The 18,584-nt window shown below is 53.8% G+C and carries 21 protein-coding genes and 1 tRNA gene; 13 read left to right on the forward strand and 9 right to left on the reverse strand.

The features are described 5' to 3' along the window. The first annotated feature begins 151 nt into the window (after positions 1-151). The 8 genes from Q0Z93_RS02180 (at position 152) to Q0Z93_RS02215 (ending at position 7,538) form a co-directional block, all read left to right on the forward strand. The gene (locus tag Q0Z93_RS02180; RefSeq protein WP_363291379.1) at positions 152-1,270 is read left to right on the forward strand and encodes a DNA replication/repair protein RecF; all 1,119 of its coding nucleotides are present in this window, start codon (positions 152-154) and stop codon (positions 1,268-1,270) included. A gap of 515 nt (positions 1,271-1,785) precedes the next feature. After that, positions 1,786-2,526 carry a 2-phosphosulfolactate phosphatase gene (locus tag Q0Z93_RS02185; RefSeq protein WP_298062134.1) on the forward strand — a complete coding sequence of 247 codons (741 nt, stop codon included), beginning with the start codon at positions 1,786-1,788 and terminating at the stop codon, positions 2,524-2,526. 14 nt (positions 2,527-2,540) lie between these two features. Beyond that, positions 2,541-2,765: a hypothetical protein gene (locus Q0Z93_RS02190; RefSeq protein WP_298062136.1), complete on the forward strand. Its 225-nt coding sequence runs from the start codon at positions 2,541-2,543 to the stop codon at positions 2,763-2,765. Between the two features lie 17 nt (positions 2,766-2,782). Continuing rightward, the gene (locus tag Q0Z93_RS02195; RefSeq protein WP_298062138.1) at positions 2,783-3,976 is read left to right on the forward strand and encodes an 8-amino-7-oxononanoate synthase; all 1,194 of its coding nucleotides are present in this window, start codon (positions 2,783-2,785) and stop codon (positions 3,974-3,976) included. Beyond that, entirely contained in the window at positions 3,958-4,689 is a 732-nt protein-coding gene (locus Q0Z93_RS02200; RefSeq protein ID WP_298062139.1) for a pimeloyl-ACP methyl esterase BioG family protein, read from the forward strand. Before Q0Z93_RS02195 ends, Q0Z93_RS02200 begins: the two co-directional genes overlap by 19 nt. After that, entirely contained in the window at positions 4,676-5,497 is an 822-nt protein-coding gene (locus Q0Z93_RS02205) for a methyltransferase domain-containing protein (protein WP_298062140.1), read from the forward strand. The genes Q0Z93_RS02200 and Q0Z93_RS02205 overlap by 14 nt, the downstream gene beginning before the upstream one ends. A 5-nt stretch (positions 5,498-5,502) precedes the next feature. Then, positions 5,503-6,177, forward strand: a complete 675-nt coding sequence (gene bioD / locus Q0Z93_RS02210; protein WP_298062141.1) for a dethiobiotin synthase — start codon at positions 5,503-5,505, stop codon at positions 6,175-6,177. Between the two features lie 572 nt (positions 6,178-6,749). After that, positions 6,750-7,538 (forward strand): 4Fe-4S binding protein, encoded by a 789-nt coding sequence (locus Q0Z93_RS02215; RefSeq protein WP_298062142.1) that lies wholly within the window; start codon positions 6,750-6,752, stop codon positions 7,536-7,538. A gap of 38 nt (positions 7,539-7,576) precedes the next feature. On the opposite strand, the gene Q0Z93_RS02220 is transcribed toward Q0Z93_RS02215, so the two are convergent. Further along, positions 7,577-7,807, reverse strand: a complete 231-nt coding sequence (locus tag Q0Z93_RS02220) for a hypothetical protein (protein WP_298062143.1) — start codon at positions 7,805-7,807, stop codon at positions 7,577-7,579. Beyond that, positions 7,804-8,250 (reverse strand): hypothetical protein, encoded by a 447-nt coding sequence (locus Q0Z93_RS02225; protein ID WP_298062144.1) that lies wholly within the window; start codon positions 8,248-8,250, stop codon positions 7,804-7,806. Before Q0Z93_RS02225 ends, Q0Z93_RS02220 begins: the two co-directional genes overlap by 4 nt. Before the next feature lie 199 nt (positions 8,251-8,449). On the opposite strand from Q0Z93_RS02225, the gene Q0Z93_RS02230 reads away from it, so the two are divergent. The 5 genes from Q0Z93_RS02230 (at position 8,450) to mutY (ending at position 12,124) form a co-directional block, all read left to right on the forward strand. Beyond that, entirely contained in the window at positions 8,450-8,662 is a 213-nt protein-coding gene (locus Q0Z93_RS02230; protein ID WP_298062145.1) for a helix-turn-helix transcriptional regulator, read from the forward strand. Between the two features lie 86 nt (positions 8,663-8,748). Then, positions 8,749-9,612: a hypothetical protein gene (locus Q0Z93_RS02235; RefSeq protein ID WP_298062146.1), complete on the forward strand. Its 864-nt coding sequence runs from the start codon at positions 8,749-8,751 to the stop codon at positions 9,610-9,612. A 319-nt stretch (positions 9,613-9,931) separates the two neighbouring features. Next, positions 9,932-10,570, forward strand: a complete 639-nt coding sequence (locus Q0Z93_RS02240; protein ID WP_298062147.1) for a hypothetical protein — start codon at positions 9,932-9,934, stop codon at positions 10,568-10,570. Then, complete coding sequence (gene ybaK, locus Q0Z93_RS02245) at positions 10,567-11,052, forward strand: Cys-tRNA(Pro) deacylase (RefSeq protein ID WP_298062148.1); 486 nt, start codon at positions 10,567-10,569, stop codon at positions 11,050-11,052. Before Q0Z93_RS02240 ends, ybaK begins: the two co-directional genes overlap by 4 nt. A 4-nt stretch (positions 11,053-11,056) precedes the next feature. Beyond that, positions 11,057-12,124, forward strand: coding sequence for an A/G-specific adenine glycosylase (gene mutY / locus Q0Z93_RS02250; RefSeq protein WP_298062149.1), 1,068 nt, complete (start codon positions 11,057-11,059; stop codon positions 12,122-12,124). Between the two features lie 137 nt (positions 12,125-12,261). On the opposite strand, the gene Q0Z93_RS02255 is transcribed toward mutY, so the two are convergent. From Q0Z93_RS02255 to Q0Z93_RS02285, 7 genes are all read right to left on the reverse strand, one after another. Beyond that, entirely contained in the window at positions 12,262-13,125 is an 864-nt protein-coding gene (locus tag Q0Z93_RS02255) for a nitroreductase family protein (RefSeq protein ID WP_298062151.1), read from the reverse strand. Between the two features lie 192 nt (positions 13,126-13,317). Further along, positions 13,318-13,386: transfer RNA gene (locus Q0Z93_RS02260), tRNA-Phe, on the reverse strand. Positions 13,387-13,833: 447 nt separating this feature from the next. Next, positions 13,834-14,289, reverse strand: a complete 456-nt coding sequence (locus Q0Z93_RS02265) for a hypothetical protein (protein WP_298062153.1) — start codon at positions 14,287-14,289, stop codon at positions 13,834-13,836. A gap of 24 nt (positions 14,290-14,313) precedes the next feature. Further along, positions 14,314-14,643: a hypothetical protein gene (locus tag Q0Z93_RS02270; RefSeq protein WP_298062154.1), complete on the reverse strand. Its 330-nt coding sequence runs from the start codon at positions 14,641-14,643 to the stop codon at positions 14,314-14,316. Between the two features lie 65 nt (positions 14,644-14,708). Next, a complete protein-coding gene (locus tag Q0Z93_RS02275; protein WP_298062156.1) occupies positions 14,709-16,925 on the reverse strand; it encodes a PL29 family lyase N-terminal domain-containing protein in 2,217 nt (738 codons plus the stop codon). Positions 16,926-16,927: 2 nt separating this feature from the next. Further along, positions 16,928-17,272, reverse strand: coding sequence for a hypothetical protein (locus Q0Z93_RS02280; RefSeq protein ID WP_298062158.1), 345 nt, complete (start codon positions 17,270-17,272; stop codon positions 16,928-16,930). A gap of 418 nt (positions 17,273-17,690) precedes the next feature. Next, positions 17,691-17,972 carry a hypothetical protein gene (locus tag Q0Z93_RS02285; protein WP_298062160.1) on the reverse strand — a complete coding sequence of 94 codons (282 nt, stop codon included), beginning with the start codon at positions 17,970-17,972 and terminating at the stop codon, positions 17,691-17,693. Positions 17,973-18,584: the final 612 nt, after the last annotated feature.

Consider the following 18,584-nt stretch of genomic DNA (forward strand, 5'->3'; position numbering starts at 1 on the left):
GTTACATTTTTTATCGGCTCGCTGCGGCGGCCGACCGGTTTCCGTTCCCGTGCGCCCGGCACCGCCGCCGGCGGTTTCCCCTTGTCGGCGGGAGCGGCGGGAAAAAGCACGCGGGAACGCGTGAAATTAAGTATCTTTGTCTGTCAAACTTTTGTGGGGGATAAGGATGTTCCTGGAACGGATTTCGATACTGAATTTCAAAAATATAGCGGAGGCGGAACTGGAGTTCTCGGCCAATGTGAACTGCCTGGTCGGGGATAACGGCACCGGGAAGACGAACTTGGTGGATGCGGTGTGGTACCTGTCGATGAGCAAAAGCTCGGTGGGGCTGACGGACGGGCAGTCGATACGGCACGGGGAGGATTTTTTCATGCTGGACGGACATTATTCGCTGGGCGGCGGGGAGCGGCGGGAAGGGGTGGTGTGCAGTTTCAAGCGGGGGGCGGGCAAGGTCATCAAACGGAACGGCAAGGAGTATGACCGGGTGACGGAACATATCGGGCTGCTCCCTATCGTGATGGTGTCGCCGGCGGACACGGCGCTGATCCACGAGTCGGGCGACGAGCGGCGGCGGTTTCTCAATTCGTTCCTTTCGCAGATCGATCGAGAGTACCTCACGGCGATGGTGAAGTACAATCGTTTGCTTCAGGAGCGCAACCGGCTCCTGAAGACGGGGGCGCTGTCGGGATTCGGGGAGATTCTGGAGGTGCTGGACATGCAACTGGCGGAGGTGGGGACGCTGGTGTATGCCAAGCGGGCGGAGATGATTGCCCGGCTGGCGCCGAGGGTGGCGGAGTATTATGCGATCTTGTCGTCTGACCGGGAAGAGGTGGAGGTGTCGTATCGCTCGGAACTTTCGGAGGGGGATTTTGCGAGTCTGCTGGAGGCGTCGCGGGAGCGGGATCGTCTTTGCGGGTTCACGAACTGCGGAATCCACCGGGATGATATGAAGTTGGAAATACTGGGCTTTCCGATCCGCAAATATGGTTCGCAGGGGCAGCAGAAGTCGATGCTGCTGGCGCTGAAGCTGGCGCAGTTCGACATTATCCGGGAGCTGAGGGGGGTAAGGCCGATCTTGTTGCTGGATGATGTGTTCGACAAGCTGGATATGGCGCGGGTGGAGCAGCTGATCGGAATGGTGTCGTCGGATCGGTTCGGACAGATTTTCATTACGGACAGCAATAAGGTGCGGATTGAGGGGATTTTGGCGAAAATGACGGAGAATTACAAGTTGTTCGGGGTGAACGGCGGTGTGTTTACGGAGGTGTAGCTTTTGCAGAACGGGCTTTGCCGATGGACTGACAATATGCGGACTATTTTATTTGTAGGTTTTCTTGCACATGCTTGGGAGTGAACTGTTCTCTTTGTGAACAAAGAGAACCAGAAAACCGACGCAGCAGGCGAGCGCCATCAAGCTTGCTCGAATGGCCGAGGCGCCAGGAGGAAGGCGAAGTCAAACTTTCTGAGATGCTTACGCATCTCTTGAGCCTGCCGGATACCCTTGTCTTTGATTCTCTTGGGGTGTGAGCAATAGCGGGCTATTGAGTACCGTGCTTTATGCCCGCTATTGCCACGCCCCAAAGAAAGTGCAATGCAAGAGGACTGCGGAGCGTAAGGAGTAGCGCAGCTATCGGAAAGTCTTTTGGGTACCTTTTCTTCAGAAAAGGTACGGTTCCATCCGGCACCGTGCAATATAAACCTACAATTAAATAAATTCAGTTTCCGCAGCAGCACGGCGCCGCACGGCGGAAATACGAAAAACACAGCCAACCTACCGAATAAAATATGCAAATCGACATTATAGGCACCGCCGCCGAAGTCAACGACCAGCGCGTAGCCGGTCGGAACGTCGCCGTGATCGACGTTTTCCGCGCCACATCCGTGATGATCACCGCCATGCGAAACGGCGCACGCGAGATCATCCCCGTGACCGGCATCGAAGAAAGCTTTCGGCTGCGCGACCTGATCGCCCAGGCACACCGCCAGGCCGATGATCCCGGCCCCGTGCTGCTCGGCGGCGAACGCAACACCGTCATCATCGAAGGCTTCGACCTCGACAACTCCCCTTTGCGGTATACCCCCGACATCGTGCGCGACGCCACCATCATCATGAGCACCACCAACGGCACCCGCGCCGTGAACTGCGCCCAAGGCGCCGCCGACGAAATCTACATAGCCGCCTTGCTCAACGCCGACGCCGTAGCACAGCGATTGGGCGAACAAGGCAAAGACACGGCACTCATCTGCTCCGGCCGGCACGACCGGTTCACGATCGAAGACGCCCTCTGCGCCGGAATGATGGCACGATATTTGGCGAACCACTACGAATATACACTTACCGATTTCGCGTGGTGGTGCGCCGACGTGTACCAGCGGTACGAGACCGACCTGATGCAGGCCCTCGGCCACTGCGAACACTATCGCAACATCAAAGGCCGCTGGGCAGCCGACATCGAATGGTGTCTGACCCGCAACATGACGGACATCACCCCGCACATCACTAAAGAAGGAGGAATCCGACCATGACAACCGACAACACCATGGATCAAAGCCGCGTAGTGACCATCAAACGCTACACCACGCCCAACGAAGCCTATCTCGACGCCGACCTGCTCCGCGACAACGGCATCGAATGCAGCGTAGACGGAGCCATCGGCGACACAGTGCTGCCATTCATCCAGGGACAAGTCAGCCTGCTCGTCGCCGAAGTCGACGCAGCGCGGGCGGCAGCACTCGTGCCCGGCGCCGACCTGCCCACAGACTGAAACCCATAACCGAAACTATGCCCATAACCCGCGAAGAAGAGATTCTCGGAGATCTGGCCGCCCGGGGCAACCTGCGCAGCCTCAACACCCTGCGCACCCACGGCGCCTATATTTACGCCCCGGACGGACAGGGCGGCGAAACGGAATACTACAACCTCTCGTCCAACGACTACCTCGGCCTCGCAGAAACCGCTTTGCAGAAGCGGTTTCTGCGCTCGGTCGACACGGAACGTTTCCTGATGGGAAACCCCTCGTCCCGGCTGATGACCGGCAACAGCCCTGCCTATGCCGCATTGGAAAACACCCTCGCCGGACTGCTGGGCACAGAAACCGCACTCGCACTCGGCTCGGGATTCGCCGTGAACAGCGGCATACTGCCTGCCGTGACCCAAAAAGGCGATTTGATCCTGGCCGACAAACTGGTGCACGCCAGCCTGATCGACGGATTGAGACTTTGCGGCGAGGGAGTGGAGTGGCAGCGGTTCCGGCACAACGACATGGAACAGCTCGCCACGATGCTCGGCCGCACGCAGGGGAAAAGCTGCGGACGGACGATTGTCGTGACCGAGAGCCTTTTCAGCATGGACGGCGACTTCGCACCGCTGGACACCTTAGCGGAACTGCAACATCAATACGGTTTCCTGCTCTACTTAGACGAAGCCCACGCCTTCGGCATATACGGGCCTGAATCCGCCCCGGGCACAGGTTTGCTGGCCGCTTACAATGCGGCCCATCCCGAGCTGCCTTTACGGGCGGAATACCAGGTGGTGACTTTCGGCAAGGCATTGGCTTCGGCAGGAGCGGCCGTGGCCTGCTCGCAACAAACCAAAGAACTGTTAATCAACCGGATGCGGCCGCTGATCTTCTCCACCGCCCTGCCCGACATGACCTTAGAGTGGACCCGGTTCCTGCTCGGCAGGCTGCCCGAATTCCAGCCCAAACGCCAGCGGCTGCAAGAGCTGATTTCCGTGATCAACCACACTTTGCAACCGGAAAATCCTTACCTTTCGCAAATCATACCCATTAGGGCCGGAACCAACGAAAACGCATTGCGCATGGCCGCTGTCCTGCGCGACGAAGGGTTCTGGACGACGGCCATCCGGCACCCCACCGTTCCGCAAGGAGAAGCCCGGATCAGAGTATCGCTGTGCGCAAGTCATAACCCGTATAAAATCGAACAATTCGCCACCCTATGCAAGCAGTTTGGATAACCCGCTCCGCCGAGGCCGACATTCCGCAGAGACGCGTGATCGTCTTCGCCGCCGGCTGGGCCGGATCGGACGAACTGGTGCGGCATCTCGCTCGGCCGGCGGAGTGCGACCTGCTGTGCCTGTACGACTACCGCTCACTCCCCAGCCCGACGGAAACCGCCGGCCTCTATTCACAGATCACGCCATACCGTCACAAACACCTGATAGCCTGGTCTTTCGGCGTTTGGGCCGCCACGCGGATATTCGGCGGCGGGCTTTTCGACCGGGCAAACGATTGGGACACCGCCACCGCCGTGAACGGCTCTCCCATTCCGATTAGCGACACCTATGGCATACCCCGGCGGGCCTTCGCCGTCACGGAGCGGAGCATCGGCACTGCCGGAACGGCGAAATTCCTCGAACGCATGTGCGGCACCCCGGCAATCCTGAAAGCATATTACAAACACCGCTCCACCCGGGCTTTGGAGGAGATCTGCGACGAACTTCGGCAACTCCGGCGGCAGGCTCTCGACGGCCTGCCCGAAAAGCCGGAACTGGTTCCGGCTTTCTGGACCGGCGCACTCATCGGCGGACAGGATGCTATCTTTCCGCCGGAAAACCTGTCGGCCTACTGGCGCGAAGCCGGCGTGCCGATCGCTTTCGACCCGGATATGCCCCATTATCCGCTGTACGACCCAGAAAGACTGATCCGACTGATTTATGAAACACGATAAAGTGCTGCTGAAGCAGAGATTCGAGCGTCATTTGGGAACCTACGACACGCTGGCTACCGTACAGCGCGCCATCGCCGGGCGGCTCGCGACTTTGCTGGAGAGCACCGGTACTTCCGACCTGAAAGAGGGCGGGAAAAAAGGCGTCGAGATCGGCACCGGAACCGGATTCCTGACCCGGCATCTGATACGGCTCTTTCCCCGGACGGAATGGACGCTGAACGATCTGGTGCCCAAAAGCCGGGACTTTCTTCCCCCGACCACGCCTTGCGGCGTTCCTTTACGGTTTACGGCGGGCGACGGCGAGCTTTTCCGCTTCGGTACGGCGGTTTACGACTTGATCGCCAGCGCCTCCACCGTGCAGTGGTTCGACGACCTGCCGGGCTTCATCGCGCGTGCCGCCGCAGGGCTCGCACCCGGCGGCATACTGGCCCTCGGCACTTTCGGCCCGGAAAACTTCCGCGAGATCACTGCCACTACCGGGCAGGGGCTCGAATATTATCCGCTCGGCGAACTCGTCCGCATTTTTTCGACAAACGGCCTGCGCATCCTCTCCGAGGAGGAGTGGATCGAAGAGCAGCACTACCCTGCACCGACGGACGTATTGCGCCATTTGCGTCTCACCGGGGTCAATGCCGTGGCTGCGGAAAGATGGACGCACAGCCGCCTGAAACAATTTGAAGCGGACTACCGTTCCGCGTATTCTGTCGGTGCAGCGTCTGCCTCCGGCCCGAAAAAAGAGGAAGAAAAAAGCGGAGAATCCGTAACTTTGACTTTTCATCCGATCCTCCTGATCGCAGAAAAGCATTGAGAATCATGACACTTTTATCCCGCGGCGCCTATTTCGTGAGCGGCATCGACACCGACGCCGGCAAGAGTTACGCCACCGGCGTGCTCGCCCGTATGTTGCAAGCCCAGGGGGTGCGCACAATCACCCAGAAATTCGTCCAGACCGGCAACACCGGCACTTCGGAAGACATCGAGCTGCACCGCCGGCTGATGGGGATCCCCATGCAGCCGGAAGATCTCGACCGGACGACTTGTCCGATCATTTACCGGTTTCCTGCCTCGCCCCACCTCTCTGCGGCTTTGGAAGGAACGGCGGTGGACACGGCTGTGATCACGGCCTCTACCGACAAACTGCTGGAGCGATACGACGTCGTGCTGATCGAGGGGGCGGGGGGGCTGCTGGTGCCTCTGCGTCCGTTCGATCCGGCCCGCGAACCGCACGAATACCTGACTGCCGACTATGTGGCGGAGCATCGGCTGCCTCTGCTGTTCGTCACGTCGGCCCGGCTGGGAAGCCTGAACCATACTTTGCTCGGTTTTGAAGCGTGCCGGAAGCGGGGGATAGAGATTGCTGCGGTGCTGTGGAAGCTCTATCCGGCGGGCGATCCTCTCATCGCGGCCGACACGCGGAATTATATCGCGGATTATCTGCGGGTCTGGTGGCCGCAAGCCTGCCTGATCGACATTCCGAAAGCGGAATGACCAGCTCCGTATTCCCCGGCGAACTTTCGTCGGGTATCTCCGGGCCGCCGCCACGGGGGCTGCGATGAGCCGAACACGTACAACTTTATCGTAGGTTTATTTTGCATTGTGCTGTGAGTGACTGTTCTTTCTTTGAAAAGAAAGAACCAAAGAAACTTTCAGATAGCTGCGCTACTCCTTAGGCTCCGCAGTCCTCTTGCATTGCGTTTGCTTTGGGGTGTGGCAATAGTGGGCATAAGGTATGGTACTCAATAGCCCGCTATTGCTCACACCCCAAGAGAATCAAAGACAAGGGTACCCGGCAGGCTCAAGAGATGCGTAAACATCTCAAAAATTTTAGCTTCGCCTTCCTCTTGGCGTCTCGGCCATTCGAGCAAGCTCGATGGCTCTCGCCTGCTGCGTCGGTTTTCCAGTTCCTTTTGTTCACAACCGAGCAGCGTTTCGAGAGCAGAGGCCGCTTGCGGACTATGCCGAGATAGCGCGAGGAAAACAAGCGTAGCGAAGTTAAAGAGAACAGTTCCCTCCCAAGCACGTATAAGAAAACCTACTTATAACAATAGAAATTGCCGACTATGGAAATCAGCCTCATCTTCTTTTCGCCGACCCATACCGGCCGGACCATTGCAGAGGCAGTGGCCGCCGGCTTCGCCTCAGGGGCCGATACCCTGCGAAACATCGACCTGACCTTGCCAAGCGGCAGCAGGAAAACGATCGAAGCTGGAGACATCGCAATCTTCGCCGCACCGGTTTACGGCGGCCGGGTAGCCGAAACCGCAGTGGAACGGTTCAGGCAAGTCAGAGCGGCGGAACCGGGCGTTACGCCAGCGATATTGACCGTGGTCTACGGAAACCGCGATTATGAAGACGCACTGCTCGAACTGCAGGATATAGCCGTGCGGCAAGGATTCGTGCCCCTGTCGGCAGGAGCCTTCATCGGCGAACATTCCTACAGCCGTCCGAAAGAAGGGAGGCCCATCGCAGCAGGGCGTCCCGATGAAGCAGACCAGGCGCAGGCCCGACACCTCGGAGCCGCCTCGCGGGAGAAATATGAAAAAGGGACCCCGCAGCCATTGACAGTCAAAGGTCATATCCCCTACAAAACGAAAGGCCCTTCGACACCCGCCACACCGGAAACCGATCCGGCCTTATGCACCGGATGCGGAACATGTGCCGAAATCTGCCCGACGGAAGTCATTTCGCTCACGGAAGCCGGAACAGCAGTCAGCGACCTAACGGGATGTATCAAATGCTGCGCTTGCGTGAAATTCTGCCCGGCAGACGCCCGGAGGTTCGACACCCCCTATACCGAGAAACTGTTCACCCACTTCAGCGCCCGACGCGAGCCGGAACTGTTTTTGTAACCCCTTTCACCTCTTTCGCACGGTCGGTAAAAAGCGTTCTACCGGTTTAAAAAAGCCTCGCCCTTATTTTTCCGCCTGAAGCGGTGTGCCGAGAGATACTTCCGCTCCGACACCGCGATACCGACCGACCAATTTTCCGGAACCCACGCCCGATCCGCCTTGCGGCGGAAAAAACGCCGCACGGACTGCCCCGTCACGAACGGTCGCAGCAGCATGCAAACGACAATCGACACAAGCAGGCAAGTAAGCAATATCTCTTCTGTATTCATGGCTTTTCAAATGCTTTCCGGCCGATCCGGTACCGGGCTGAATAGCCGGAACCTACGATCGTGAAATCGGAGTGTTTTGTAATTGCAATTATCGTGCAAGACTCTATCGTACACTCTTTCCCAGTATCTTTTGTCCGAAAGAGAGTGGCTTTCCGGCGCCATTTCCCCGTTAGAGTGTCTTTTTGCGGAATATCTTCGGACACGACCCTGAGCAACGGATTGACCGCCTCCTCGCCCCACTCGTTCCAGATCGTCAGGGACAGCTTCCGTGCATCCACCGTCAACCGGGCTTTGGCAGGGATCGACCGCCAGGTTCCGGTCGCCGTGTCCATCCTTTGCACGTATGGATAAATACGCGACACCTGCCCGGCCGACAGCCCCGGCAGGACGGATAAAGCGGCAGAGCCGACCGCCAGCAGAAGAGGAATGCGGAGTGGTTTCATAGCCGGAAATAAAACAGGGTAAGCAATGCGGACACATGTTTCGTAAAGACCGATAATTATTCCATAAAGGCCGATAATCGGTCAGTGCGGACAGAAATATATGACACTTTATTGCAGTTAAGTTTTATAGTTATCGTATATGATAACCTCTTTGCAAAGATAAAGAAAAAACTTTGTTATCAAATATGATAACATAGTGATGAACGACATTTTGTACCGGATCGGTCGACGGATCGTGCAGCTCAGGACAGAGCGGGGGATCAGCCAGCAGGATCTCGCGGCGCGGTGCAATTTCGAGAAGTCGAACATGAGCCGGATCGAATACGGCCGCAGCAACGTGACCATAGGGACGCTGCTGACAATCAGCCGGGCGCTGGAAGTGAAGCTCCGCGACCTGGTGGATGTCGAATAACGCCCGCCCGCTATTTTTTTACAGGCCGCCATACAACCGAACCCCTTTTTACATATTTTTGCGAAGTATCTAACACACTTGGAATTATGAAGAAAATTCTGATTCTTGCCTTCGGTGCAGCGGCGCTGGCCTCCTGCGGCCCGAAAGCCGACAAACCGGATCCGACGGCCTTAGCCAACGACTCGCTCACCCGGGTGATCGCAGCCAAGGATTCGATCATCAACGACGCATTCAACAGCATCGGCGAGATAGCGGCCAATATCAACCGGATCGCCGAACGCGAAAAAGTAGTCGTCCGGCAGACATCCGCCGGCGGAGAACTGACCAAACCGGTGCGGGAGCAGATTGCGGAAAATATCACTGCCATCAGCGACCTGTTAGACAAAAACCGCGCGACGATCGCCCGGCTTCAGGTGTCCGCCAACAAGCTCAAAGAGGCCAACGTCCGGATCGAAGGATTTCAGACCCTGATCGCCCAGCTGCAGGAGCAGCTGGATCAGAAAAACGTCCAGTTGGCGGCCCTCACCGACCAGGTCAAAGCGCTGAAAGTCGAAGTGGAAGCGCTGGGACATACGGTGACCGACCTGGAAAACGACAAAGCCGAGCTGCAAGGCACCGTGGCGAGCCAGGACGCGGCGCTGCACACGGTGTATTACATCGTAGCCTCCGATAAAGAGCTGGTCGAAAAGGACATCGTGGACAAGAAAGGCTTTATCGGCCGCACCCGCGTGGTGAGCGACAACGCATCGATGGCCGACTTCACCCGCGCCGACGACCGTACCGTCGAACGGATTCCGGTGGGCAAGGCCAGAGTGCGCATCGTGACTTCGCATCCGGAGAACAGCTACATGCTCGTCAAAGGAGCGAAAGAGGTGGTCGAAGAGCTGGTGATCACCGACAAAGATGCCTTCTGGAAAAACTCCAAGATGCTTGTGATCTCGCATAAATAACAGGGGCCGTCTATTATGCAAGGGGCCGTCCCGGAACGCAGCCCGCACAGGAAACCTTGGTTTCCTGTGCGGGCTGCGTCATTCTCTTCGGCCGCCACGCCCCGCCCGAAGTATTGCGGGCCGCCCCGGTATCCGGCTGCGGAGGCCCCCACCGCACCACCCCGATGCCCGCAGAACACCGCCGAGTTCGGAAAGCATCGCTTTTTTTCCGAACTTTGCAACGAGAACGACGTACCCCCGGCATGGACTTCCGCCAGGAAACAGGCCTCGGCGTCGCCGGCGGGACACTGACAAGTACCCGAAAAAACCAAGCCCGAAAATGAAAAACGCCATCGCCATACTCAGTGCCACCGAATCGGAGCAGAACCCCCTGCGCGACCTTTTGGGCGACCGCTGCGCCGGCCGCGACTTGTTCTGGCACGTCGGCGGCATAGGCGCCGGCGCTACCGCCGGCGCCGCGCTGCGCATCATTCGCGACCGACGGCCCGGCCTCATTATCCAGGCCGGGATCGCAGGAGCTTTGCCCCACAAACACCTCTCGGTGGGCGACACGGTGCTGGTCAGGAGCGACTACCAGGCCGACCTGGGGGCCTGGCGGCCCGAAACGGGACTTTTTGAACCGTTCGACACCCTGCCGGAAGCTGAGGTCATCGTATGCCCTTATGCGGAGCCGCTGCGGGAGCATTTCCGCCCGATCGCCGCCCGATCGGTCAACAGCGCCTGTTCTCCCCTGCCGCTGCGGGGCGGCGAAGCGCTGGAGTCGATGGAAGGAGCCGCATTCTTCGGGGTTTGTGCCGCCGAAAAAACGCCTTTTTTGCAGCTCCGCTCGGTATCCAACCAGGTAGGGGAGCCGCGCATCCGGTGGCGCATACCCGAAGCGCTGGACGCGCTCGCCTGGTCTCTCGCCGTATTGTTGAACGTACTGTCCGATTATAACCTGTCGAATCCAAACGCATGAAAATTTCCAAGACCAATGCCGCCCGACTGTTGGACAAAGCCGGGATCGACTACGAACTGATTCCCTACCGGACGGACGAAGAACATCTGGATGCCGGCCATGTGGCCGAACAGCTGCACGAGGATATTCGGCAAGTGTTCAAGACCTTGGTTTTGCGGGGCGACCGCAGCGGCATTTTCGTCTGCATCGTCCCCGGCGACCGGGAGGTCGACCTCAAAGCCGCGGCTAAGGTGTCGGGAAACAAGAGCGCGGCGATGATCCACCTGCGCGAACTGTTCGAGACCACAGGCTATATCCGCGGCGGCTGTTCGCCGATCGGCATGAAGCGCACTTTTCCGTCCTATATTCACGAGACTTGCCGCAGTTTCGAGCATATCTACATCAGCGCCGGCGTCCGCGGGCTTCAGATCAAGATCGCGCCGGACGACCTGATCCGGTTCGCTCGTCTGAAGGTCGCCCCGCTGACCGAAACGGACGAATGACCCGATGGACTTCCCTGCACTGATTCGATGGTACCTCGACAGCCACCGCCCCCTGCCGTGGCGCGAAACGCGCGACCCGTACCGCATCTGGCTTTCGGAGGTGATTCTCCAGCAAACCCGCGTGGCGCAGGGGCGGGACTATTACGACCGTTTCGTGGCCCGCTTCCCCACCGTCGCCGACCTCGCTTCCGCTCCGGAAGACGAGGTGTTGAAGTTGTGGCAGGGGTTAGGCTACTACAGCCGCGCCCGCAACTTGCATTCGGCGGCGCAGCAGGTTGCAGCTCTGCACGGCGGCGTATTCCCGACGGAATACGCCGCTGTCCGGGCTTTGAAAGGGATCGGCGACTATACGGCGGCAGCCGTCGTTTCATTCTCGGCGGATGTTCCGTATGCTGTGGTGGATGGAAATGTGTACCGCGTACTCAGCCGTCTGTTCGACTTGGCTGCACCGATTGACACGGCAGCCGGCAAAAGAGAATTCGCTTCGTTAGCGAAAGGACTGCTGGACGACTATCTCTTGGTGCCGGGTCATCGGGGCGCCGGGCTTTACAATCAGGCGATCATGGAGTTGGGGGCGCTGGTCTGCACGCCGAAGTCGCCCAAGTGCGGGGAGTGTCCGGTGGCGGGGAACTGCCTCGCCCGGAAATACGGAACCATCGGCGGGCGGCCGGTCAAACAAGGCCGAACAAAACAGACTCCGCGCTGGTTCCACTATCTCCATATCACGGACGAACGTGGGCGAACGGTAATCTGCCGCCGGGAAGGGAGAGATATTTGGCAAGGGTTGTATGAGTTCCCGCTGATCGAGACGGGTTCCGAAACCGAGTTCGGTGCTCTGCCGCTGCCTTCTTTCCTCTCAATATATACTTTAGTCGGATCGGTGCGGATGCCGAAGCATGTGCTTTCGCATCGGATTATCCACGCTGTGTTCCACCGGATTGCGGTTCCGGATCTGTCGGCGCTGGCCTTGCCGGCAGAGTGGCTGGTCGTTCCGTCCGAAAGGCTGGGCGATTATGCTGTGGCGCGGCTGACTGAGCTTTATCTGACAACCGAAAATAAAAACTTACAATAAAACGGCAATCGCCTCTCCCGGCCCAAAGAGAGAAAACACAAAGACAAAAGCTGTCGGCAAACCGACATTCGCCGACAGAGCTTGCGAAAAATTCTTGAGTTCTCTCTTTCAGGCAGACCAGCGTCCAAGCGGGAAACTTACAGCCACGTCGCTTCTGCCGGTTTCTTGTCGATATAGTTCGGGAATCGGAATGCCGGTATTCCCAGCGCCATCCCCGCCTGGATTTTCCCTTCGATACCCAGCAACTCCTTGAATCGGTTCCGGTGATCCTGCTCGATCGCCGAGCAGATGAAACCCGTATAGAACTGACTGATACCCAGACTTTCCGCCATCAGCGAACCATTTTCATAAGCCAGATTGGCATCGGCGTGCCCGAAGCGGGAAGCGGAGGGCGTGTGGATAAAAAGTACGGCTGTCGCACCGCGCAGAATCAGGTCATTCCCTTTGGCCTGTTCGTCGATCAGGCGCCGGAAGACAGGCAGATAATGGTAAACCCCCGGCAGCATCCGCCGCAAGAGCGGTTTGAGCAAAGGATTTTCCAATTTGCGAAGCACGCCGCCGAAAATGTCGAGAGTAATAAGAGTGATCTGTCGCAGCTTTTCCGGATCGGTCACCACCGTGAACGAGACCTGCTGCATATTGCTGGCCGTCGGAGCCCGGTGGGCCGCCTCTACGATCTGTTCCAGCTTTTCGCGGGGCACCGGCTCGCGGGCGAAAGCCCGGTTCGACCGGCGCGCCTTGATGAGTAGCATCACCTGTTCTGGCGCAGGCATGGCATTCCGGTCGACAGAATGCACTGTCGTCTCCGGAAACGCCGAATGGATGACCGAAGCGGTAGGACAGGCAGCCACGCAATGGCCGCAGGCGATACAGGTCTGGATATTCCGTGTCCCGACCGCTTCGCGCGGGCCGGCCTGCGTGAATATCTGCGAAGGGCAGACGGCTGCGCAGTGTCCGCAGCGGATACAAGTGGTTTCGTCGATGTTCAGCGTGATGTCCATTGCAAAAGAGTTTATCGAACCGGATAAAGATAATGAAAAACAAAACGTATTCCGCCGAAAGGTTTGATTATGGATGCCGTACTGTTCAGGAGAAGGCGGAATCGTCGGTCTTCCGGAAGAGGCTGTTCCGAACCGGAGAACCGGAACGAAAAAAGCCTTGGTTCCGATCGAGGATCCAAGGCTTTTACAAGGTGGTGCCACCGGGAATCGAACCAGGGACACAAGGATTTTCAGTCCTTTGCTCTACCAACTGAGCTATGGTAGTTTCGTTGTAAAAAACGCTGTTATACAACGATTTACACACAGCTCATTCGCCACTTGTTTCTCTCTTTTCGTTCGGTTTAAACGCTGGTTTAAACAAATTGTAAGGTTAATGAATGAAGTGAATTATCTGAAAATTTTACAGATACAAACTAAAACGGCAAAAAACGTGCGACACAATTTTCCCCAATTCTCTCCTTATTTGGAATATTGCGTTGCTTTGTTGCTTATTAAAACAGCAAGGACAAACTTTTTCAAACGGTCTATTTAAAGCCCCCTTGTAAAAGTCTGTCCTCGCTGTCGGAAAGAATCGTTATATAAAAGCATTGGTCTTAGGCGCAGGTGACGCAATCTCCGGAAAAGTCATTTATAATACCTTCGGGAAAATATGTCACAGAAAAAAGAGACCCCGCTCTGCCTCGGAAACGGAGCGGGGTGAAATAGAAACTAAGCAATACAACAGTGAATTAGCAACCGTCGAATCCTGGTTTTGAAAGTGAGGATGAAGTCTATTTTTTGTTTTGGTGTTAATTCCGCCTGTTCCAACGCAATTATCAGCGTATTTAAGTCGGTATTGCGAGGTGCACTCAGACAATGACAAGCCCAACAAGAATCATCTATGGGGATGTTGTAATCATCCGCGATTCTGTTTGCAGTATCCACGATAGATTCATGGCCTATTCCCGGAATTTTCAGGTTTTCCAGTTTTTCGTATAGATCATTGAAGTCTTTGGTTTTGGATAATTGATTTTTATGGCTTTTTATGATTTGCTCCCACTGTTCTCGTACATGCTTGCGTACCCGGCTAAGAGGAGAGCGCAGTGTTTGGAACAAGCAAATCGTTCTGTGCTTACTGAGCTTATCGTACTCTTCGATTAATTCAAGCCATTGATTGTTCATCATTGTTGTCGCTTTTACGGATTTATATCAGTCGTTAATGAAGCGTTTGATTTGGGTAGTTTCTATATGTTTAATTTCTCCAGTTGCTTCTATCTCGATAATTGCCTTTGTAAGAGGACAATACGCATCTTTGCATATTCGATAAGAATCTGCATATCGGTGAAATAGACCTACATCAGTTTTATCATCTTCATTTCCTCCATCCATAAAACCTGCATCTGGATTATAATTCTCTGATACAAAATACTCTACTTTTCTTAATTTTTCTCGTGCCGGTTTGTCTTTTCTTCTGTTATGCCCTACTGCTTTTCTTCGTTTCTTCATACCGTTTTGTTTTTTACCAGCTATGCGTTGCAACACATTGCTGGATATGGTTTAACGATTTTGTTTGTTCTTGTTTCTGGTTGAGGAAGAATCTCGGTTTATTCATCCAGCCCTGTGATATTAGCGAATTGGCTCCATCCATCGGCAGCCTTATAGGCCGTCACCGACGACGATGGGACTTTTAAAATGCAAAAAAAACTTTTTTTACCAATATCCGTCAATGCCCCGGTACCAATCCGGGGAGGAATCGAGGTGCCGATCTTGAACAATTGCACGCTTGAATTACCCCAAAAGGCATAATCCTCGATAGAAGTTACTTGTGTACAATTCGACATATCCACTGTCGTCAAATATAGCCCAGCAAAGGCTCCATAATAGTAAGAGAAGTACTGTCCTCCTCCAATCGTGTTGAGTTGAGACCCTGGTTCAAAGGTTACTGTTGCCAAGTTAGAACAGCCTTGGAATGCAGCACTTTCAATCATCTCCACACTGGCTGGAATCTCGATAGAGGTTAACGAGGAACAATCCGAAAAGGCACCATAATAAAATTGACCATCATATCCACTTGCACCATAACCTCCTGCAATCGTTTTCAATCGAGACCCTGGTTCAAAAGTTACCGTTGCTAATTTAGAACAGTCTTTGAATGCACATATTTGAATCGTCTCCACACTGGCCGGAATTTCAATAGAGGTTAACGAGGAACAGTCCGAAAAGGCACCATGATAGATATTAGAATAGGTAGCATCAAGTGCACCCCCGATTAGTTTCAACTGAGACCCCGGTTCAAAAGTTACCGTTGCTAATTTAGAACAGCCTTTGAATGCCGAGGCTTGTATCGTTTCCACACTAGCTGGAATTTCTACAGTAGTCAATGCGGTATAAGCAAGCAATCCTTCACTAATAATGGTCAAGGTTTTAGGAAGAATCAATTTTTGCACATTTTTAGAATAAAAAGCTTTTGCCGGCAACTCCGTAATATTTACTTCGGAAATATCGAGGTCAGTCAAAGCAGGCATCGAATAGTAGATAAACAGGAAATCGGCATCGTTCAATATCCCCGTAATTTTCAACGACTTGATGCGGGCATAGTCATAGCCTGACAATACGTTCTCCAGTTCGCCTTTCGTCTCGACATGTACTTCCGTGCAGGTACCCAACTGCTGAATCATAATCGTTTGCAGGGTGTTTTTCTGCTCGTCTTTCAAAAAGACTGTTGCAAAACGTTGAGTCCCCTCGTTGGCAGCAACCTGAAAGGAGAGCGTCTTCTCTTGCAAAGCACGGGTCGCAGGAGCCAACGATAACCACGACTGAGCATCGGCAGAAATCTCGACCGTATAATCCATATTCGTCATTAATTTAATGGCTACGGTTCCTCCTTCAGAGGGAGTATCGATCGCATTATCAGCCAGAACAACCTGACCCTGCATGCAATTCAAGGTAGCCATAAGAGTTCGATACTCTCCGTCATTGACGAATACAAGGATTTCACTTTCGACAATCGGGTTGGGAGCCGTTACGGTAATCGTCCCCTCGGCAGTCGAGGTCGGATTAACGATCGCTTTCCAGCCGTCTTGTGCAATCGCTTTGACAACCGTATTTTCCGTACTTCCTGTGATCGTGTAAGAAATCGTTTTGCTCTCGCCTCCGTTCAAAATAGCGGCATCGGTCGTATTGAAAACAATGGCAAACTTCGCGCCCTCGCTTTTCGGTACCGTAAGAACGGTTCCGCTGGTCAACGTAAAATAGGCATTGTCTTTGTCTTCCGTTACACTTTTGAAGATGCTGTTACCATCTTTACCATCTTCACCCACGGCCTTGCCGAGTTGTGTCCAAGTACTGCCGTTATTATAGGATATATACCAGTACCCATTCTCGATTTTCAGTTGAGGCGTAATGCCATCTTTACCACTCGTGCTGTCTTCTCCGTTTGTCCCATCCGTACCTTGTGCTTTCACTTTCTTACCTGCATCATCGGTCAGCCAACTGCCGTTCACCGTCCAATAATAGAACCCGTCTTTATCTTGTTTCACGCCAATCTCAGGTGCATCGCCGCTATTCATCCCGTTCCGGATCGTTGCACTCTTACCGTCCGAGAAATGGATCGTGTACCCGTTCGTATTTTCTTCTACTTGGGTGATCGTAACTTGCGATTGTAGAGCCGTTACGATGGTTTGCAAGGCGGAAAGTTCTTCTTGCAACCTCGTTACCCGACCATTCACATCATTCAGTCCATTGCGTAACTCACTATCGTCATACTCGCTGCATCCGGACAGCAATGCGCTACCCATCAGCAAAAACAGTAGTTTTTTCATGATTAGTAGGCTCCTGTGTTAACTGTTACTTTAGTTATTCTTGCGGTAAACTGGTTTGTTTGGGAATCGTAGTGTCTGACTTTAAAAGAGACAGTTATCACGTAATTTTGTTCTATTTTAATATTCCCGTCTATGTCTGTCTCAAGCCTGCAAGAACCGTGATAGTCTCCACCAGTACATCGTTCTAACGTACTGTCATCCACATCTTCGGGTTGTAAGTTCTTGGAATTAAACTCAACGTTTGAGATTTTTAAAACATTTAACTTTTTACCTTTTTCGTAAAAAGAATCACAGTCTTTTAACGCCTGTTCTACTGCCTGCTGTAGGGCTTTTTCTTTTTGTGTCATTGGAATAAAACACCGTATCGACTCCTCTGCGGTGGATAGGTAGAAAAAAGAAAGTGTGGAGTCGTTAGTTTATCGAATCGGAGGCTCTGGAATGCCCTTGCATCAAATAAACAATACCCCACACCTGTATATAGCACACGTCTCAGAACGAGAGGTACCTATACAAGTGATGAGTGTCAATTGCTTATCCCTGATGCTTTGAAATTTTCCAGATTTCCGATTCAGGATAAAAGCTAAACACTTTCATCGAAATATGTCTGCCGGGGTCTCCGAAAAGGCTCCCGACAGGGGCAAAGATAGAAAATGTTTTGCTGCGAAACACTCCTCTGGGGTATTGCACCGGCAAATTTCGGCGAAACTTTCCAAAAATTCGCTATTGACTCCAAACTATGTTAGTCGTAATGTTGGGCGTGTCGGCTTATTCCATCCCGCCGCAGATTTCAGCCATCACACCGTCCATGTAAACGGCTTGTCCACTCGTGGTGCGCCCCCACCAACAGCATCCGTAATCGTCGATGATTACTTCACCCTGTCCTCGGAGCTTATCAGTCAACCAGTCGCTCACCAACCACCATTCCAACACCTCGCAACCGGTGTCGTAAAGCGATTCGCAATCCAGCTTTCCGCACTGGATCAACTCCTCCACCACGGTGGACTGAGGATACAGTACATGATTCTCAACCAAGGTTCGTCTATCCATAAGGCTTGTTATTATAGGTTTACGAACATTGTGGCTGTCTTAATGGCTATCGTGCGAATAAATAAGAGATAGGTATCCCGGAAAGATTTCTCCAAGAAAAAAGGAGGGAGGGGTTATAAACAGAGTAGCCTGAAACGCACAATACAGGAGCAACACAAAAAATGCCTGACAGAAAATAGGATTCTGTAAAGCTCTTTTCTTTAGAAAAAATCATTTCCCGCTCAAAAAATCCGGCGACAATAACAGAACTTTTTTTGATTCAGAACAGAGCTTTATATAGAACTCGGCTATTTCCCCCTCAAAAAAAGTTCTGCTGTTTGTACCTGCTTCTCTTTAAATGGCACGGTGTAATTAAAAACGCAACCTTACACTGTGAGGTTTCAGTCTCTCCGGATGAGTGACGTAATTTGCATGGGGTATATAAGAGGAATTTTCGACTAATTATGTCACTCGCCAAGTCAATACTTTTTATTTTTCAATTTCCATTCCCGTTGTTTGCCGGTTCTGGTCTCTGAAGCTTCGAAATAATAGGTGATACCTGTTGGTTGAATTAAATTAGTGCATATTTTATCTGTCCAATGGGACGATGATTAACGAAATTGACATATTGCA

The organism is uncultured Rikenella sp., assembly GCF_947628055.1.
Taxonomy (GTDB): Bacteria; Bacteroidota; Bacteroidia; order Bacteroidales; family Rikenellaceae; genus Rikenella.

Bases quoted from the DNA above. Each gene is read 5' to 3' on its own strand.
- Q0Z93_RS02200 (WP_298062139.1), top strand. From the start codon at position 3,958: ATGCAAGCAGTTTGGATAACCCGCTCCGCCGAGGCCGACATTCCGCAG.
- Q0Z93_RS02195 (WP_298062138.1), top strand. From the start codon at position 2,783: ATGCCCATAACCCGCGAAGAAGAGATTCTCGGAGATCTGGCCGCCCGG.
- Q0Z93_RS02225 (WP_298062144.1), bottom strand. From the start codon at position 8,250: ATGAAACCACTCCGCATTCCTCTTCTGCTGGCGGTCGGCTCTGCCGCT.
- Q0Z93_RS02275 (WP_298062156.1), bottom strand. From the start codon at position 16,925: ATGAAAAAACTACTGTTTTTGCTGATGGGTAGCGCATTGCTGTCCGGA.
- Q0Z93_RS02205 (WP_298062140.1), top strand. From the start codon at position 4,676: ATGAAACACGATAAAGTGCTGCTGAAGCAGAGATTCGAGCGTCATTTG.
- Q0Z93_RS02215 (WP_298062142.1), top strand. From the start codon at position 6,750: ATGGAAATCAGCCTCATCTTCTTTTCGCCGACCCATACCGGCCGGACC.
- Q0Z93_RS02240 (WP_298062147.1), top strand. From the start codon at position 9,932: ATGAAAAACGCCATCGCCATACTCAGTGCCACCGAATCGGAGCAGAAC.
- Q0Z93_RS02220 (WP_298062143.1), bottom strand. From the start codon at position 7,807: ATGAATACAGAAGAGATATTGCTTACTTGCCTGCTTGTGTCGATTGTC.
- bioD (WP_298062141.1), top strand. From the start codon at position 5,503: ATGACACTTTTATCCCGCGGCGCCTATTTCGTGAGCGGCATCGACACC.
- Q0Z93_RS02255 (WP_298062151.1), bottom strand. From the start codon at position 13,125: ATGGACATCACGCTGAACATCGACGAAACCACTTGTATCCGCTGCGGA.
- Q0Z93_RS02265 (WP_298062153.1), bottom strand. From the start codon at position 14,289: ATGATGAACAATCAATGGCTTGAATTAATCGAAGAGTACGATAAGCTC.
- Q0Z93_RS02185 (WP_298062134.1), top strand. From the start codon at position 1,786: ATGCAAATCGACATTATAGGCACCGCCGCCGAAGTCAACGACCAGCGC.
- Q0Z93_RS02230 (WP_298062145.1), top strand. From the start codon at position 8,450: ATGAACGACATTTTGTACCGGATCGGTCGACGGATCGTGCAGCTCAGG.
- Q0Z93_RS02285 (WP_298062160.1), bottom strand. From the start codon at position 17,972: ATGGATAGACGAACCTTGGTTGAGAATCATGTACTGTATCCTCAGTCC.
- ybaK (WP_298062148.1), top strand. From the start codon at position 10,567: ATGAAAATTTCCAAGACCAATGCCGCCCGACTGTTGGACAAAGCCGGG.
- Q0Z93_RS02235 (WP_298062146.1), top strand. From the start codon at position 8,749: ATGAAGAAAATTCTGATTCTTGCCTTCGGTGCAGCGGCGCTGGCCTCC.
- Q0Z93_RS02280 (WP_298062158.1), bottom strand. From the start codon at position 17,272: ATGACACAAAAAGAAAAAGCCCTACAGCAGGCAGTAGAACAGGCGTTA.
- Q0Z93_RS02190 (WP_298062136.1), top strand. From the start codon at position 2,541: ATGGATCAAAGCCGCGTAGTGACCATCAAACGCTACACCACGCCCAAC.
- mutY (WP_298062149.1), top strand. From the start codon at position 11,057: ATGGACTTCCCTGCACTGATTCGATGGTACCTCGACAGCCACCGCCCC.